We start from the raw sequence: 17,287 nt of genomic DNA on the forward strand, positions 1-17,287 counted from the left end.
CCACGTTGCCCCCGACTGTGCGGGCCCGCAACCGGAGGGCTACCAGGCGCCGTCCACGAGGGCCGCCGCCGTGAACAGCTCCACCCCTACGGTGATGGCGTACTCGTCGACGTCGAAGTCCCCTTGGTGCAGGTCGCGGACCGTGCGCTCGCCGGGGGTGCGCACGCCCAGGCGGGCCATGGCGCCGGGGACGTGCTCCAGGTACCAGGAGAAGTCCTCGCCGCCCAGGCTCTGCTCGGTGTCCTCGACGGAGTCGGCGCCGCGGCGGGCGGTCATGGCATCGCGCAGCAGGTCGGTGGCGTCCGGATGGTTGACGACGGGCGGGACGCCACGGACGTAGTTGATCTCCGACTTGGCGCGGTGCAGGTTGGCGACCTCGTCGACCGCCGCGTGCACGATGTCGGGCGCGCTCCGCCAGGTGTCCAGGTCCAGGCAGCGCACCGTGCCGGACAGCTCGGCGTGCTGCGGGATGACGTTCGGGGCGTGACCGGACTCGATGCGGCCCCAGGTCACGGCGAGTCCGCTGCGGGTGTCCACGCGCCGTCCGACGATCGCCGGGACGTCGGTGACCACCCGGGCGACGGCGGTGACCAGGTCGGTCGTCAGATGGGGGCGGGCGGTGTGGCCGCCGGGGCCGTCGAGGGCGATCTCCAGCCGGTCGCAGGCGGAGGTGATGGGACCCTGACGGAGGCCGATGCGGCCCGCGTCCACGCGGGGGTCGCAGTGCACGGCGACGATCCGGCCGACCCCGTCCAGCGCGCCGTCGGCGATGGCGTCGGCGGCGCCGCCCGGCAGCACCTCCTCGGCGGGCTGGAAGATCAGGCGCACCGGGCGCGGCAGCAGGCCCTGGCGGTGCAGCTCGGCGAGGACGAGACCGGCGCCGAGGACGACGGTCGTGTGCACGTCGTGGCCGCAGGCGTGGGCGCGGTCGGGGACGGTGGAGCGGTACGGGCACTCGGTCTTCGCGTCCGGGATGGGCAGCGCGTCGATGTCGGCCCGCAGGGCGAGTACGGCGGGGCCGTCGTCGCTCGCTTCGCCGATGTCGCAGACGAGTCCGGTTCCGACGGCGAGGACGCGCGGCCTGAGGCCCGCCTTCTCCAGCCGGGCCTTGATCGCGGCGGTCGTGCGGAACTCCTGGTTGCCGAGTTCGGGGTGCATGTGCAGATCGCGGCGGAACGCGATCAGCTCGGCGCGCAGTGCCTCCGGCAGGGTGCCGGGAAGCGCGGCTTCCCCGGGGACGTCGGCTTCGGACTCCAGTGACATCAATTGCTTCACCCTCTGAAGGGTAGGACGCCCGGACGGCCAACTGACCCGAGATCAACAAAACTTCAGCCCGTTAGGGGAAGAAAATCTGGCCGCCGGACGCATAGGCGTCGGAACGGATGGGTAAACTCGCCGGATTTTCGGCCCGGCGGGCCTCCGGCACCCACCCTCTCCCCCACGCATACCACGCCCCACCCCACCCACGCTTCCGCGTTCAACTGGCGGACGGGACTCTGGGAGAAGGGTGGGGCGGGCGGCCTCGGCGAGGGCGGTCACGGTCAGCGGGGCCGCCGCGCCGCCGAGGACGCCGCCGAGGTGGGAGGAGAAACCGGCGCCCGAGTAGCGCATCCGGGTGCTGAGGAGTTCCGGCAGGGAGGCGCCCGCGGGGCCGTGGCTGATCCCATGCGTCCCGTAGACGACCGTGATCAGGCCCGCGCCGAGCAGCATCTCCTCCGGGTGCCTGCACGACGCCTCGGACAGCGGGGCCTCGCTCTCCTCCTGGTCCGGGAGGACAGCGAGGGGGCCGCGCTGTCCGGCCGGACACGGCACGGCCCCGCTTGTCGGATGCTCTCAGGTACCCCGGACGGCGAGGAGGCGGTCCACTCCCCTCGCCGTTCCCGTGACGCCGTTCAGGAAGCCCTGCGCCCGGGGCGACGCCCCGTGGGTGAGCCAGTCGGGGTCGATGTCGCAGACCGCCACCCGGACGCCCGTACCGGCGAGGGCCAGGGGCAGGGTGTGGACGACCGTCGACGGGAAGCTGAGGATCGTACTGCCGATGGGGCCCCGGCGGGCGATCAGCTCCAGCGGGAGGTCGGGGCGGACCACCTCCAGGCCCGTCTCCAGGGAGAGGCGGTGGAGCTTGTCCGCGCTCTCGCGGCGGTGGGCGAAGTAGCGGGTGGCGCCGTGGGCCTTGGCTAGGGTGCGTACGGCCTCCAGGTAGCGTTCGCCGTCCACCACGCCGGTCTCCACCAGGGAGGTGCCGACCATGTCGGCGCCCTTGGTGATCCGGGGCGGGCCGAAGCGGGCGCGGGTCCAGGAGAAGTCGTTGGCGGCGATCTCCACACCGCCGGGACTCTCCTCGATCGGCATGGAGGAGAAGACGGTCACCTTGCGGTGCTCGCCCGGGGTCAGTCGGCGGCGGGCGGCGCCGGAGACCGGGCCGAAGACCAGGTCGCGGGGGCCGGGGCGGCTGCCCTTGCGGTGCCAGCGCACCAGGCGCTCCCCGCGGGCGAGCTGGGTGACGAACTCCATGGTCGCGGTGCCGTCGTCGACGACGACCAGTTCGGGGGCGCGCGTGATGGTCAGCAGCAGTTGCACATAGCGCGAGAACGGATCGCCCATGACGATCCGTTCCGCGCGCCGCAGCGGGCCCATCAGCCCGCCGATGGTCTGGAAGGGCGCGGTGGCACCGCCCCGCGCCTCCTCCCAGCGGACCTCGTACCCCTCCTCCCGGGCCAGCTCGGACATGCGCCGGAGCTGGCCTCGGGTCATCGGGTCGATCGGGGAGAGCACGACGAGCGTGAGGTCCGCGCCGGGGGCGTGGCTGTGCGCCCACTCCAGCACGTTCAGGAGCTGGACCGGACTCTCGACGAAGGCGAGAGTGGGGGCGCTGGCGTTCCCGGCGCGGGGTCTCATCGGCGTACGACCGTCCCGTTGTAAGGGGGTTGAGGGGGTGAGGGACTAACTTCGACCGGTGGTGCGTCAGACGGTGAGCGGCTCGCCCGCGGCGGCGGCGATCTCCGCCTCGGCGACGACGCCCTGGACGCGGCGCAGCTTCTTCATCGGGCCCCGCTCGGAGTCGTAGACCTTCTTGATGCCGTCGCCGAGGGAGGACTCGATGGTGCGGATGTCGCGGACCAGGCGCGTCAGGCCCTGCGGCTCCACCGAGGCGGCCTGGTCGGAGCCCCACATGGCGCGGTCGAGGGTGATGTGGCGCTCGACGAAGACGGCGCCGAGGGCGACCGCGGCCAGGGTGGTCTGCAGGCCGGTCTCGTGGCCGGAGTAGCCGATCGGGACGTTCGGGTACTCCCGCTCCAGGGTGTTGATCACGCGCAGGTTCAGCTCCTCCGCCTTCGCGGGGTAGGTGGAGGTGGCGTGGCAGAGCAGGATGTTGTCCGAGCCGAGGACCTCGACCGCGTGGCGGATCTGCTTCGGGGTGGACATGCCGGTGGAGAGGATGGTGGTGCGGCCGGTGGCACGCAGGGCGCGCAGCAGCTCGTCGTCCGTCAGGGAGGCGGAGGCCACCTTGTGGGCGGGGACGTCGAACTTCTCCAGGAAGGCGACGGCCTCGGTGTCCCACGGGGAGGCGAACCAGTCGATCCCCTTCTCCTTGCAGTACTCGTCGATCTGGCGGTACTCGTCCTCGCCGAACTCCACGCGGTGGCGGTAGTCGATGTACGTCATCCGGCCCCAGGGGGTGTCGCGCTCGATGTCCCACTGGTCGCGCGGGGTGCAGATCTCCGGGGTGCGCTTCTGGAACTTGACCGCGTCGCAGCCCGCCTCGGCGGCCACGTCGATCAGCTTGAAGGCGTTCTCCAGCTCGCCGTTGTGGTTGATCCCGATCTCGCCGGTGATGTAGACGGGCTGGCCGGGTCCGGCGGTCTTCGAACCGAGGGCGCGCAGACGGGAGTTGGTGCTCATGGCTGGGGATTCCTTACTTGGTGAGGGGGTCGAGAGAGTCGAGCGAGGGTCCGAGGATCCAGCTGGCGATCTCCCGGATCGCGCCGTCGCCACCGGGGACGGTGGTCACGGCGCGGGCGGCGCCACGCACGACGTCGTGGGCGCTGGCGACCGCCACGGGCCAGCCGACGAGGGCGAAGCACGGGAGGTCGTTGACGTCGTTGCCGACGTAGAGCACGCGCTCGGGCGCGATGCCCTGGTCCTCGCACCACTGCTTGAGGGCGAGGTCCTTGCGGTCGATGCCGTGCAGCACCGGAAGCTTCAGCTTGCGGGCGCGGGCGGCGACGACCGGGTTCTGTTCCGTGGACAGGATCAGCATCTTCAGGCCCGACCTGCGCAGGGCGGCGATGCCGAGTCCGTCGCCGCGGTGCACGGAGACGAACTCCCGTCCTTCGGAGTCGACCAGCACCCGGTCGTCGGTCTGGGTGCCGTCGAAGTCGAGTACGACCGCGTCGATGTCGTCGGCGGTCGGCAGCGCGCCGGGACGGTCCGCGTCGAAAAGCGGGGCGAGGGCGCGGGCCCGGGCCAGCTCGTGCGGGTCGTCGATCTCCAGGACGCGCGCGGGGTCGGTGCGCACCAGTTCGGTGTGGCCGAAGAAGCGGTGCAGGTGCTCGCGGAAGCCGGGGGCGGCCATGGCGTAGGCGGCGCCGGTCTCCAGCAGGTCCTGGGGGCGGTCCTGGCGGCGGGGGCGGAAGGCCTTGTCGTGGTTGACGCCGTAGCCGCCGGTGGGGCGCTCGCTCTCGGTGTCGGTGGCCTCGTCGTCGGCGTCGCGCCAGATGAAGCCGTGGAAGGGGGCGACGGTGACGGCGGTGTCGGCGCCGTTCTCGGCGACCGCGGCGGCCACGCCGTCGATGTCCTCGCGGACCAGGAAGGGGCTGGTGCACTGCACCAGCAGCACCACGTCGACGGGGGTGCCGTGCAGGGCCTCGTGGGCGTCCATGGCGTGCAGGACGGCGGCCTCGGAGGTGGCGGTGTCCCCGGCGATGGCGGCGGGGCGCAGCACGACCTCGGCGCCCGCCTGCCGGGCGGCGGCGGCGATGGCCTGGTCGTCGGTGGAGACGACGACGTCGGTGACCAGCCGGGCGGCACGGCACTCGCGCACGGCGCGGGCGACCAGCGGGACGCCGCCGACGGGGGCGAGGTTCTTCGCGGGCACGCCCTTGGAGCCGCCCCGCGCGGGGATCACCGCGAGCACCCGGCGCATCGTCGCGCCCGGTGTCGCTTCCGGGTTGGTCATGGGCGGTACTCCTGCTTCGAAGGACATGCGGTGGACGTGCGGTGGGTCACAGCTCCCCCATCCGCCGGATGACGGGCGCGACCCGCTGGACCCCGTGCCGGTAGGCGCCGCGGGCGGCGCGCCGGACTATCTGGCGGACCGGGCCGGGGTCACGGTCGTGGGCGGGGGCGCCGGGCAGCGGGGTGCCGTCGGGGGCGAGGTGGTGGCGGGCGAGGATGCCGGGGAGGTATCCGGGCGCGGTGGCGAGGGTGTAGTACGGCGTGATCGGCGGGAGCCCGCCGGGCCGGTCGAGGAGCTTGGCGATCCGTTCCCGGGCGGCGTCGAAGGCCGTCGGGTAGGAGCCGTCGGCGCACACGCCCTGCCGGGCGATCCACTCCTCGTCGGGGGCGGGCCGGTGCCCGGCGTCGAGCTGCTCCCAGGAGGCGAGGCAGCCGGAGCCGGTGAAGTGGTGGTTGCCGAGCGTCTCGCGCACCCCGAGGTCGGTGAGGACGACGGTGGGGATGCGGCGGTGCAGGGACTCCAGGGCGGCCGTGGAGCTGACCGTCACCAGCAGGTCGGTGCGGTCGAGGACCTCGCCCATGTTGCCGTACACCAGCTGGAAGTTGGGCGGCAGTTCGCCGAACCGCTGGGCGAGCTTCTGGTAGGGCAGTTCCTCGATGTGGGTGGTGTGCTCACCGGGCTTGGAGCGCAGCTTCAGCAGGACTTCGCGCTCGGGGTGCAGCCGGGCGTGCTGGATCAGCCGGCCCAGGAGGTAGGTGCGGTCCTTGCGGCTGTCCGGTACGGAGGGCTGCGCGGCGAAGACGACGGTGTACGGGTCGTGTTCGCCGGTGTAGGGGGTGCCGCCGAGGAACGGCAGTGCCACCTCGGTGACCGTGGTCGAGTCGGCGCCCACCCCGTCGTACACGGCGCGGAAACGGTCCGCGTCCTGGCGGGAGTTGGCGAGGACGAGGTCCGCGCCGTGCCGCAGGAGCAGGCCGTCGGCGAGCTTCTCGTAGACGACGCCGACATAGCCGGTGACGATCACCGGGCGGTCGGCGCGGCCCTCGAAGACGCGCGCCAGGCCGTGCAGCATGGCCTGTACGCCGCCGCCGACCAGGGAGAGGACCAGTACGTCGTACGACTCCTGCTCCATGGCGCGCAGGAACTCGACGGCGGTGACCTCGCGCAGCGAGTCGGCGTGTACGCCGACCTCCGCCAGTTGGCGGGGGGTGGGGGTGGCCCGGCCGCGCAGCAGGAATCCATCCAGCGCAGCGGTGACTTGCGTGTCGCCGAGCGCTCCGGCTTCCATGGGTGGGCCCGGAACGATGCGGCCCGCGGTCAGCGCACCCCATTTCCAGCGGGTGTCGGAGTCCGCGAGTACTGCGATCCGTGTGGGCTTCGTTGTACTTGGTGGCACATCCCAAAACCTAGGGAGGAATTCCTAGTTGTGGTCGAACCGCCACGCAACAAAAAGTAAACAGCAGACCACCGAAAGCCGAACTGGCTCGTCAACGCCCAGGAAGTACGCGGCATGCACCGTTCCGACACATTGAGTTCACCTTCCGTACCCCGAGTGGAAAGTTCCGCAGCCGGGCCTGCTCCTAGGCTTTCCCGGGTGCCCAAGCTCTCCGTGATCGTGCCGTTCTACAACGTCCAGCAATACGCCCCGGACACCCTCAGAAGCCTTCGCGCAAACGCGCGAGAGGACTTCGAATTCATCCTGGTCGACGACCATTCGAGGGACGAAACACCGGCCATTCTCGAACGCGCGGCCGAACAGCTCTCGGATGTCGCCGAGGTCCGCCATGTCCGCCACGAGGTCAACGGCGGTCTCGCGACCGCCCGCAACACGGGCCTCGACCTGGCGCGGGGCGAGTACCTCACCTTCCTCGACGGTGACGACTGGCTCGCGCCGGGCTACCTCGGGGAACTGGTGACCGCCATCGAGGAACTGGGGTGCGACTTCGTGCGCACCGACCATGTGCAGGCCACCGCGCGCGCCCGGTCCGTGCACCGGGCCCCGGTCGGCCGCCGGGGCGAGGTGCTGAGCCCGCGCGAGGCGATCCTGCCCGTGGACCGCACCACGTCCGTCGACTACGCCTACGCGTGGGCCGGGGCGTACCACCGCAGACTCCTGGAGAAGGGGGTCCTGCACTTCACCGACGGGCTGCGCACGGCCGAGGACCGGCCGTGGATCTGGAAGCTGCACCGCGAGGCGGAGTCGTTCGCCGTGCTGAACCTGTACGGCGTCTTCTACCGCCGGGGCGTGGCCACTTCGCTCACCCAGATCGGTGATGTCCGCCAACTCGACTTCATCCGCGCCTTCGACCAGGTGATCCAGGAGACCGCGGCCGACCGCGACGCGGAGAAGCTGCTGCCCAAGGCGGTGCGCACCTACTGCGCGATCATCGCCCACCACCTCTCGGAGATCGAGAAGTTCGAGCCGCCCGTGGCCAAGCAGCTGCGGGTGATGGCGGCGGCGGCCATAAAGCGGATGCCACAGGACGCGCTCGGCGACGTCCTCGACACCATGGACCTGCGGCGCGCCGCGAAGCTGCGGCGGCTGCGGCGCCGGATCACCACAGCGAAGGCGGCTGCCTGATGTCCCGTACCACCCAGATCTTCTGTGTCTCGACGCTGTACGGCGCCGCCACGCTGGCCGCCGCGATCGACGCCGACTGCTTCGCGGAGGCGGACCGCCGTCTGCTGCTGGTGTGCAACAACTCCGCGACGCCGGAGACCACTCCGTCCGTCCACGAGATGCCGGGCTTCGGTCCGCTGCGCGACCATTTCGACGACGTCGTCTTCTACAACGACGCGATCCGCCCCTTCCATCCGGGCGCGTGGTCGCCGCGGGCGGACGATCTGCCGCTGTTCGAACGCTACTTGCGCAAGCTGTGGGCCCTGGGCGACGACCGGGTGGAGCTTGCGGTGGAGTCCCTCCAGGTCAACCCGGCGCTCGCGCTGGCCCAGATGTTCACCGGCGCCCCGATCCATGTGTACGCCGACGGGCTGATGAGCTACGGCCCCACCCGCAACAAGCTGGACCCGCTGGTCGGCACGCGCGTACGGCGCCTGCTGCACCTGGACCTGGTCCCGGGTCTCGTCCCCATGCTGCTCACGGAGTTCGACGTCCCGGCGCAGGTGGTGCCGACGCAGACCTTCACCAAGGTGCTGAGCAGTCTGACCGGAGCCTCCGGGGAGCTGCCCGCGCTGCCGGAGAACGCGGCGCTGCTGCTCGGCCAGTACCTGTCGGCGCTGAACATCCTCACCCCCGCCGAGGAGGAGGAGCTGCACGTACGGATGATGCGGGGCGCGGCCGAACGCGGGCACCGCTCCATCGTGTTCAAGCCACACCCCACCGCTCCGGCCCGCTACAGCCTCGCCCTGGAGACCGAGGCGGAGAAGCTGGGCGTCGACCTGACCGTCCTGGACTCCCCCGTCCTGGCGGAGGCCCTCTTCGAGAAGACCCGCCCCGCACTGGTCGTCGGCTGCTTCTCCACGGCCCTCTTCACCGCGTCCGCGTTCTACGACCTCCCCGTGGCCCGCGTCGGCACCGAGCCCCTCCTGGACCGGCTCACGCCGTACCAGAACAGCAACCGCGTCCCCGTCACCCTGGCCGACGTGCTGCTGCCCGATCTGGAGAGCCCGCGGGACGACACCACGGCCGTCCCGTCCGACCTGCTGGGCCCGCTGATCACGACGATCGGCTTCACCATGCAGCCCCAGATCTACCCGTCCCTGCGCCCCGCGGCGGAACGCTTCCTCGCCGCCCACTTCGGCCCGCGCACCCAGCGGTACTTCAAGCGCCGCCGACTGACGTCGCTGGGGTTGCCGGGCGGCATTCCCGAGCGGTTGGCGTTCCTGCCGCGCAACTCCACCGCGCGGCGGGTGGTGCGGCGGGCCCGGGCGCTCAAGAAGGCGGTCAAGCGCTGACCGGAACCGTCCGGGCGGGCCGGGCCCAGGGCCCGCCCGGGCGGTTCCCCGGTCAGGTTTCCGAGGCTGAGTGTTCACCCGACATGCACCCGGAAGCCACCTGCGATCGCTCGCGTTGGGGCACATTCGTCCTCCGATCGGAGGACGGTGGAACGGATGACAAACCCCCTGGCGGGACTGTTCAGAGCACGGCAGAAGGAGGCCGCCAGGCTGGACCTGTACGGGCGGAGCATGCGTCGGTGCGGGGCGTATCTCGCGGCGCACGGTGGTGCGGGCGACGACGGACGGGCCCGGCTGGCGCAGGCGATCGGGGTGCTGGCGACGTCCCTGGACAGCCCGGCGGCCGATCCGTTCGACGCGCTGCTCCAGGTCGGTGAGCGGGCGCTGGAGGCCGGGGGGACGAGCGAGCTGGAGCTGGCGCTGGACATCGCCGAGGCGTCGGCCGCGATCCGGCAGCGGTCCAAGGGGGCGTGGCGGCTGCACGGGCTGGCGCTGGACGGGCTGGGGCGGGAGGCCGAGGCGCTGCGCAGCTATGAGCGGTACCTCTCCCTGCTCCAGGACCCGCGCGACGCGGCGCCGCGTGTCGCCCGCAGGATCGACACCCTGCGGCAGCGGCAGGCCTGCCTGGACAAGGCCTTTGCCCTCTTCCCCGGCGCCGCGGGGGCGAGCGGGCCCGAGTTCGCCGTCCATGTGCGGGAGCGGGCCGCTCAGCACGGGCTCGGGGATCCCAAGGTGCGGCGGCTGCTGGAGGTCTACGGCCGGTACCGGCGGCTCGTCGAGCGGGAGCCCGTGACCGCGGGGCTGGTCGGCGGCACCGCGCCCCTCGGGGTGAGCGGGCTGCGCGGGCTCGTCGCCGGGCGGTCGGTCTGCCTGGTGTCCAACGCCGCCGACATCGCCACCAGCGGGCTGGGCGCCGAGATCGACGGCTACGACCTGGTCGTGCGCTGCGACTCCTTCCGCCTCCGCGCCGAGGGCACCGGCGAGCGCACCGACCTGCACGCCGTCAGCCTGCGGGGGGAGAGCCCGTGGGACGGGCCCGGGTGGAGCCAGCGGGCCGGTGTCCGGCTGGTGTTCGGGGACCCCGCCGCGGGCTGGCGGCGCGCCGTGCGGGAGCGGCTCGTGCCCGGCGCGCAGGACCACATCGGCGACGCCTCCCTGCGCCGCCCCCTGAACGACCCCGCGCTGCTGGGTGAGGACGGCTGGGGGAAGGAGCCCAGCACGGCCTTCGCCGCCCTGCGGCTGCTGGACTTCCTGGACGTCAGCCCCCGCCTGGACCTCATCGGCTTCGGCCTGCCCGGCCGACTGCGGCCGAAGGAGGCCGAGTGGGTCATGGACCGCGCGACGCACGTCGACGACAGCAAGATGAGGATCGCCCTGCGATGACCCAGTCCTCTGCGGACGACCGCAGAAACATCACCGGCAAGCGCCGGATCGCCTTCGCCGTCCACACCGACGCCGACCGGCTCCCCGGCGTGGCCACGCTGCTGCGCAGTCTCGCGCTGACCAACCCCGGCGTGTGCGAGGACTTCGTGGTCCTGCACCCGGGGCTCGACGAGGCGTCGTTCGAGGCGCTGCGGCGGCTGCACCCCCGTGTCGTCACGCGCCGCGCCGACAGCCGCGACGAGGCCTTCCGGCTCGACGGGTACGACACCGTGATCGCCCTCGGCCCCGACATGGTCGTCCTCGGCGACATATCCGAGCTGCTGCGCATACGCCACGGGGTGGCCGCCGTACCGCAGTTGCTCAGTGACGAGCGGGGCGCCGAGCGGCGTGCCGTCCTGCCGGACGGGCTCCATGTCATCCAGCGCGCCGACGCCGACGCCGACGACCCGGTCCCGCTCGACGCCCGCTACGACTTCCTCACCCGCCGTCTGCACGACGACACCCCCGTGCCCGCGCACGTCGCCGTCCTGCGCTTCACCGGGCCGGTGGACGCGCCCGGTTACGGTCCGGCCGCCGAGGCGCGGCGCCGGTTCGAGCTGAGCGACGAGGACTTCTGGGCCGCGTACTGCGGGCTGCGCGGCGGCAAGCACCCCGACCTGCTGGCGCTGTGCGCGCCGCCGCTGCTGAAGGTGCGGTCCTCCCTCGACCTGGCCCGTACGGTCGCCGACGTCTACCGCCGCCAGGGCCGCTACGACGAGGCCGTGGACGTCCTGGCCCCGGTGGTGGGTGACCGGCTGGACGCGCCGCGCTGCCAGGAGACGCTGGGCCTGTGCCTGATGGCGCTGTCGCGTTACGACGAGGCCGAGGCGCGGCTGCTGCTGGCGGCGGCCTCCCCGGACGTGGCGCCGCGTGCCTTCGCGCAGCTCGCCCGGCTGGCGTGGCTGCTGGACCGGGAGGAGGACGCGCACGCGTACGCCCGGGACGGCCTCGCCGCCGACCCCACCGACGCCGGGTGCCACAGCTGGTACGTGCGGACCCGCGATTCCCAGGCGCACGAGGACACCGGCGCGCCCTCGGAACAGCTCGCGCACGTCGCCCTGTTCGCGGACGGTCAGGAGAACGCGGGCGACAAGGTGCTGCCCGAGGCCGTGCGGATGTGCTTCGGCACCGACACCGGCCCGCGCCGCTGGTACCAGCAGCCGGTGCACCGGCTGGTCGACGAGGCGGCGCTGGAGCGGCTCAACGCCCGGCGCGGGGTGATCGTGGGCGGCGGCGGGCTGTTCCTGCCGGACACCTCCCCGAACGGCAACAGCCACTGGCAGTGGAACGTCCCGGACGACGTCCTGGCCCGGATCACCGCGCCGCTGGCGATCTTCGCGGTCGGCTACAACGTCTTCGACGGGCAGCTCTACCGCCGCCAGCGGTTCGCCGAGAGCCTGCGGGTGCTCGTCGAGCGGTCGGCGTTCTTCGGACTGCGCAACCACGGCTCCATCGAACGCGTCCGCGAGCTGCTCCCCGCCGAACTCCGCGACCGGGTGCGCTACCAGCCCTGCCCCACCACGGTGGCCCGCCATCTCGACCCCCGCTGGACCGACCCGGCCGAGCGCTCCGGCACCGTCCTGGTGAACTGCGCCTACGACCGCGAGGGCCTGCGCTTCGGCCACGACTACGGGCACTTCCTCGCCCAGATGGCGGGTGCGCTGCGGCAGTTGAGGGAGCACGCGGACGTGCGGTACGCCGCGCACATGCCCGCCGACGAGAAGTTCGTGCACGACCTGCGCCGGGTGCACGGCATCACCCTGCCCGTGGAGCAGCTCTACGACCTGTCGAACGACGCCATCCGGGACCTGTACGGCCGTGCGCTGCTGGTCATCGGCATGCGCGGGCACGCGGGGATGATCCCCTTCGGCTGCGGCACCCCGATCCTCAGCCTGGTCTCGCACCCGAAACTGGCCTACTTCCTGTCCGACATCGGTCACCGGGAGTGGGGGCTGTCCGTGCACGACCGGGAGTTGGGCTCCCGTCTGCTGGAGCGGGCCACCGCGATCCTCGACGACCACGCGGCGGCGGTGGCGGATGTGCACGGCGCGCAGGATTTCCTGTGGAAGACCACGCAGTCGAACCTCGACGAGCTGCGGGAGATCTTCGATCGTCGATGAGTCGCCAAGAATTCACTTGCACCGCGAACGGAATTCACCTCTCCGCGCCCGTGTCGACACCGCCTCTCACAGGAGGCCGTTAGCCTGTTCTAATCTCCATCCCCCGAACGTGAGAGGCCCGCGTGCCCAGACTGTCCGTTGTCGTCCCCATGCACAATGTGGGGGCCTTCGCGGAGACCACTCTGAGAAGTCTCGCCAACAACGCGGACCCGGAATTCGAGTTCCTGATCGTCGACGACCGTTCCACGGACTCCACCCCCTGGTCCATCGACCGCTGGGCGGGAAAGCTCCCGAACGCCAAGGTGATCCGGCACGAGAAGAACATGGGCATAGCGCATGCGCGCAACAGCGGTATCGACGCGGCCAGCGGTGAGTTCATCACGTTCCTCGACGGCGACGACTGGTACGGGCCGGGCCATCTGACCCGGATGGTCAGGGCGGTCGAGGAACTGGGCTGCGACTTCGCCCGCACCGACCACGTACAGGCCACCGGCACCCAGCGGGTGATCCGGCGGCCCCCGGCCCCGGTGCGCAACGCCGTGATGGACCCCCGCGACGGGATCCTCCCGGCCGACACGGAGACGATGGTCGACTACCCCTTCGTCTGGGCGGGGATCTACCGCCGCCACCTCTTCGACGACGGCGGCATGCGGTTCCGGACCGAACTGCGCACGGCCGAGGACCGGTTGTGGATCTGGCGCCTGCACCTGAGGGCCAAGACGTACGCCTCGCTCGGGCTGCACGGCGTGTTCTACCGGCGCGGCGTCGCCACCTCGCTCACCCAGATCAAGGACGACCGTCAGCTGGACTTCATCCCGGCCTACGACGCGCTGATCCAGGACCTGCTGAGCGACCCCGAGTACGACCGCTTCCTGATCAAGGCGGTGCGCACCTACTGCGCCATGATCGCCTTCCATGTCGGCAAGGCGGACGAGTACGAGGCCTCGGCGGCCCAGCGGCTGCGGCGGGAGGCGCGCGCCGCGCTGCACCGGATGCCCCCGCGGCAACTGGAGGAGACCCTCCGGACCATCGACACCACCAGAGGCAGGTTGCTCAGCCGCCTGCGTGACGGGCGGAAGGCTGCCTGATTCCCATGCCCCACCGAACCCAGATATTCCAGGTCTCGACCCTGTACGGGGCCGCGACCCTGGCCGCCGCGCTGGACGCGGGCCAGTTCGGACCGCACGGCAGCGCCCGGCGCGTCCTGCTGGTCTCCAACAACGCGGCGATACCCGAGGTCGCGCTGCGCCTCGACGAGATGCACGGCTATGCGCGCATAGCCGCCCGCTTCGACGACGTGATCAGCTGGAACGAGGCGATACGCCCGTTCCACCCCAGCGCCTGGGGCCCGCGCGGCCATGACACGGAGATATGGCAGAAGGCCTTCCGGCTCGCCTGGGACATCGACGAACACGACCTGGTCGACCTCGCCGTGGAGTCGATCCAGGTCAACCCGGCCCGCGCGCTGGCGGCGATCTTCTCCGAGAGCGCCGTCCATGTGTACGCCGACGGCCTGATGAGCTACGGCCCCACCCGCGAGAAGCTGCCGCTGACCATCGCGAGCCGTATCCAGCGCCTGCTCCACCTCGATCTGATCCCCGGCCTGCGTCCGCTGCTGCTCTCCGAGTACGGCGTGGAGCCCGAGGTCGTCCCGGACGAGTCGTTCCGCGCGGTCCTCGACGAGATCTCCGCCGACGCGGCGGACGACGCGCGGCTGGCGCCGGTGCTGAAGGAGTCGCCGACGGCCGTACTGCTCGGCCAGTACCTGGCGGCCATCAACATCCTGAGCGCCGAGGAGGAGGAAGACCTCCACGTCCGGATGCTCACCTCGGCCGCGCGGGCCGGTCACCGCTCCGTGGTCTTCAAGCCCCACCCCACCGCCCCCGCCAGCTACTCGGCGGCACTGAGCAAGGCGGCGGCGGAGGCGGGCGTACGGCTCACCGTGCTGGACGCGCCGCTGCTGGCCGAGACGCTGTACCACCACTGCGCCCCCGAACTCGTCATCGGCTGCTTCTCGACCGCCATGGTCACCGCCTCCGCCTACTACGGCGTACCGATCGGCCGGGTCGGGACCGCGCTGGTGATGCGGCGGCTCAAGCCGTACCCGAACAGCAACCGCGTACCGCTGGCCATCGTCGACCACCTGGTGCCCGACCTGGAGCGCGGCCAGGACCCGGCCGAGGTCGGCACCGCCCCCGCGTCGCTGTCGCCGCTGGTGCGGGCGATGGGCTTCTGCATGCAGCCCACGGCCTACGCGAGCCTGCGGGAGCCGACCGTGGAGTGGCTGGAGCGCCACCTGGCCGACGCCCCCGGCTACTACTTCCCCGAACTGCGGCTGGCCGAGCTGGGGCTGCCCGGCAGCAGCCCGCAGGTCCGCGCCAAGCTCCGGGTGCGCAAGGCACGGAGGGCGGTGCGCTCGGCGGTGCGCCGTGGCGCGAAGAAGTGACCCAGCCCAGCTGACCGGCCCTACGGGCACCGGGCCCCGGCCCACCCCCTGAACACCCCGCACATCGAAGACCATGGGAGTTTCGCGGTGCCGAACGAGACCGCCGTACGCCTGCCGCAGCAGAAGGGCAGCGACCCTGCCGGGAAGAGCGCCGGAGCGCGGGAACACCGCTTCGACGTCGATCTGATGCGGCTGCTCTGCTCGGCCACCGTGATGCTGGGCCATGTGGGCGCGCAGTTCATCACGTCGACCGGGAACGACGCGGCCAACGGCTCCGGGTCGTACTGGGCCGGGCATGTGGCCGAGGCCGTCAACCCGTTCGCCGTGCCGATGTACTTCGCCATCGCGGGCTGGGCCGTGCTGGTCGGCGCGCCCCCGAAGGACGGCGCCCGGATGTGGAAGCGGTTCGTGCGCAACATGGTGCCGCTGTTCGCCTGGACGGCCATCTACCTGGTGTGGGCCTGGCTGCGGGACCGCAACGACGAGCCCATGACCGAGCTGGCGGTGGACTCCCTCTTCGGGTCGGTGCAGCCCGCGTACCACCTGTGGTTCATGTACAACTACATCCCGATCATCCTGTTCCTGGCCTTCGCCATGCTGATCAAGGCCGGACAGCGGCCCTGGCGGCTGGGCGTCGTCCTGCTCGGCATCGCGGTGCTGCCGAGCGTGCTGAACACCTACGCCGAGGTGTCGGGCCGTGAGATGCCCTCCGTCGCCTGGGGATTCGGCACCTACTCGCTGGTGTACGCGGTCGGCGGCGCGCTGCTGTTCTCCCTCCCGGCCGGGACCGTGCGGTGGCGCTGGCCGCTGCTCGCGCTGCTGCCGCTCACGATGGCCGGGTGCCTCTGGTACAACACGCAGGTCCACTACGTGATCCCCAACGCGCATCTGTTCGTGGCCGCCATGAGCATCTGCGTCCTGCTGCTGATCAGCAGGATCCGCGTCCCCGAGAAGCGGCGACCGCTGCTCCAGAAGCTGGCCGGTGCCGCGCTCGGCGCGTACATGGTCCATGTGCTGTTCGTCGAGGAGCTGGTCCGGCCCCTCGTGGAGCCGGACCTGGGCGGACCGGCGGCCGGGCTGCTGCTGGTCGGCCTGCTCCTCGTCGTCGTGACGCTGTCCTTCGCCACCAGTCTGCTGTGGGGGAGGCTGAACCTGCGTCGTCTGCTCGGCTGACCGGCCGGTCAGCGCCCCGATCCCCCGGCCTTTCCCGTATCCGTACCGCGAACCGCAGCACTCCGACTCGACTCCCGACGGATTGAGGTCTTCGCACCATGAAAAGCCGCTCCTTGCTCACCAGTTCGGTCTCCCGGCGCCTGTTGCGCCCGGTGGCCGACCTCATCGACCAGCGCATCGACCGACGGATCCGTTCGTCGGCCAACGAAGGCGCCGCCCAGCTGGAACAGCTGCGGGACGCCGTCAAGTCGGCGAAGAGTCATCAGCTCGCCGTGGACATGCTGTTCGGCCCCGGTGGCCGCGGTCTCTCGCGGACCGTCTACCACGGCCCCCTGGAGCGACTGCACGGCGAGGTGACGGAACTCGTCGGGGACCGCGAGGCCGCCGTCCGCAACGTCGCCACCGCCTACCGGCTGCTGATCGCCCTGGAGTCGCTCGGCGTGGGCCGCATCGCGGGCGGCACCATGAACATCTGCGGGAAGCTGGGGACCATACCGCTGCTCGACCCGCCGAACGACGAGATCCTGGAGATCGGCACCCTGTACGGCATGTTCTCCGCCGGTCTGGTGCGGATGATGGAGCGCGACGGCCGCAGCCCGAGCGTCACCATCGTCGACCCGTTCGCCGGGATCCAGCTCCAGCCCGGCACCGACCGGCGCCCCGACCCCACCGGCGCCCCCGTCGACGAGCACGCCGTGCGCACCAACCTCGCCCTGGCCGGACCGGCGGGTGCCGCCGCCCGCATCCAGCGCGGCTTCTCCGAGGACCCCGACACCCGCGCGGCCGTCTCCGACCGCAGCTACGGCGTGATCGTCATCGACGGCGACCACTCCCTGGAAGGCGTCCTCGCCGACCTCCAGTGGGCCGAGCAGATCGCGGCGCCCGGCGCGGTGCTCGTCCTGGACGACTTCGGCGACGCCAAGTGGCCCGGCGTCAAGGAGGCCGTGGACAAGCACCTGGCGGGCGAGACCCGGTTCACCTACCTGGGGAAGGCCGCGCACTCGGCGTTCCTGCGCGCGGCCTGAGCGCCGG

At 71.7% G+C, this 17,287-nt stretch carries 13 protein-coding genes; 8 read left to right on the forward strand and 5 right to left on the reverse strand.

What is annotated here, in order from left to right:
* Positions 1 to 39: 39 nt before the first annotated feature.
* The 5 genes from ACFVQG_RS21140 to ACFVQG_RS21160 all read right to left on the reverse strand — a co-directional run bounded on the left by ACFVQG_RS21140 (position 40) and on the right by ACFVQG_RS21160 (position 6,575).
* A complete protein-coding gene (locus ACFVQG_RS21140) occupies positions 40 to 1,263 on the reverse strand; it encodes an amidohydrolase (RefSeq protein WP_383385296.1) in 1,224 nt (407 codons plus the stop codon).
* A gap of 570 nt (positions 1,264 to 1,833) precedes the next feature.
* Positions 1,834 to 2,898 (reverse strand): hypothetical protein, encoded by a 1,065-nt coding sequence (locus ACFVQG_RS21145; protein WP_383385299.1) that lies wholly within the window; start codon positions 2,896 to 2,898, stop codon positions 1,834 to 1,836.
* 66 nt (positions 2,899 to 2,964) lie between these two features.
* On the reverse strand, positions 2,965 to 3,903 hold the full coding sequence (locus tag ACFVQG_RS21150) for an N-acetylneuraminate synthase family protein (protein WP_383385304.1): 939 nt from the start codon (positions 3,901 to 3,903) through the stop codon (positions 2,965 to 2,967).
* A 13-nt stretch (positions 3,904 to 3,916) separates the two neighbouring features.
* Positions 3,917 to 5,179 carry a cytidylyltransferase domain-containing protein gene (locus ACFVQG_RS21155; protein ID WP_383385307.1) on the reverse strand — a complete coding sequence of 421 codons (1,263 nt, stop codon included), beginning with the start codon at positions 5,177 to 5,179 and terminating at the stop codon, positions 3,917 to 3,919.
* Positions 5,180 to 5,225: 46 nt separating this feature from the next.
* Positions 5,226 to 6,575, reverse strand: a complete 1,350-nt coding sequence (locus tag ACFVQG_RS21160) for a DUF6716 putative glycosyltransferase (protein ID WP_383385310.1) — start codon at positions 6,573 to 6,575, stop codon at positions 5,226 to 5,228.
* A 198-nt stretch (positions 6,576 to 6,773) separates the two neighbouring features.
* Between ACFVQG_RS21160 and ACFVQG_RS21165 the strand changes: the two genes are divergently transcribed.
* The 8 genes from ACFVQG_RS21165 (at position 6,774) to ACFVQG_RS21200 (ending at position 17,280) form a co-directional block, all read left to right on the forward strand.
* A complete protein-coding gene (locus ACFVQG_RS21165; protein WP_383385313.1) occupies positions 6,774 to 7,760 on the forward strand; it encodes a glycosyltransferase family 2 protein in 987 nt (328 codons plus the stop codon).
* Entirely contained in the window at positions 7,760 to 9,094 is a 1,335-nt protein-coding gene (locus ACFVQG_RS21170) for an alpha-2,8-polysialyltransferase family protein (protein WP_383385316.1), read from the forward strand. Before ACFVQG_RS21165 ends, ACFVQG_RS21170 begins: the two co-directional genes overlap by 1 nt.
* 156 nt (positions 9,095 to 9,250) lie before the next feature.
* Positions 9,251 to 10,477 (forward strand): hypothetical protein, encoded by a 1,227-nt coding sequence (locus ACFVQG_RS21175; RefSeq protein WP_383385318.1) that lies wholly within the window; start codon positions 9,251 to 9,253, stop codon positions 10,475 to 10,477.
* Positions 10,474 to 12,636 (forward strand): polysaccharide pyruvyl transferase family protein, encoded by a 2,163-nt coding sequence (locus tag ACFVQG_RS21180; RefSeq protein WP_383385321.1) that lies wholly within the window; start codon positions 10,474 to 10,476, stop codon positions 12,634 to 12,636. Before ACFVQG_RS21175 ends, ACFVQG_RS21180 begins: the two co-directional genes overlap by 4 nt.
* 122 nt (positions 12,637 to 12,758) lie before the next feature.
* The gene (locus tag ACFVQG_RS21185) at positions 12,759 to 13,724 is read left to right on the forward strand and encodes a glycosyltransferase family 2 protein (RefSeq protein WP_383385324.1); all 966 of its coding nucleotides are present in this window, start codon (positions 12,759 to 12,761) and stop codon (positions 13,722 to 13,724) included.
* A gap of 5 nt (positions 13,725 to 13,729) precedes the next feature.
* A complete protein-coding gene (locus tag ACFVQG_RS21190) occupies positions 13,730 to 15,082 on the forward strand; it encodes a polysialyltransferase family glycosyltransferase (protein WP_383385326.1) in 1,353 nt (450 codons plus the stop codon).
* Between the two features lie 87 nt (positions 15,083 to 15,169).
* Positions 15,170 to 16,255, forward strand: coding sequence for an acyltransferase (locus tag ACFVQG_RS21195; RefSeq protein WP_383385328.1), 1,086 nt, complete (start codon positions 15,170 to 15,172; stop codon positions 16,253 to 16,255).
* Positions 16,256 to 16,353: 98 nt separating this feature from the next.
* The gene (locus tag ACFVQG_RS21200) at positions 16,354 to 17,280 is read left to right on the forward strand and encodes a class I SAM-dependent methyltransferase (protein WP_383385331.1); all 927 of its coding nucleotides are present in this window, start codon (positions 16,354 to 16,356) and stop codon (positions 17,278 to 17,280) included.
* Positions 17,281 to 17,287 lie beyond the last annotated feature (7 nt).

The sequence above is a fragment of the Streptomyces sp. NPDC057877 genome, from assembly GCF_042796855.1.
Taxonomy (GTDB): Bacteria; Actinomycetota; Actinomycetes; order Streptomycetales; family Streptomycetaceae; genus Streptomyces.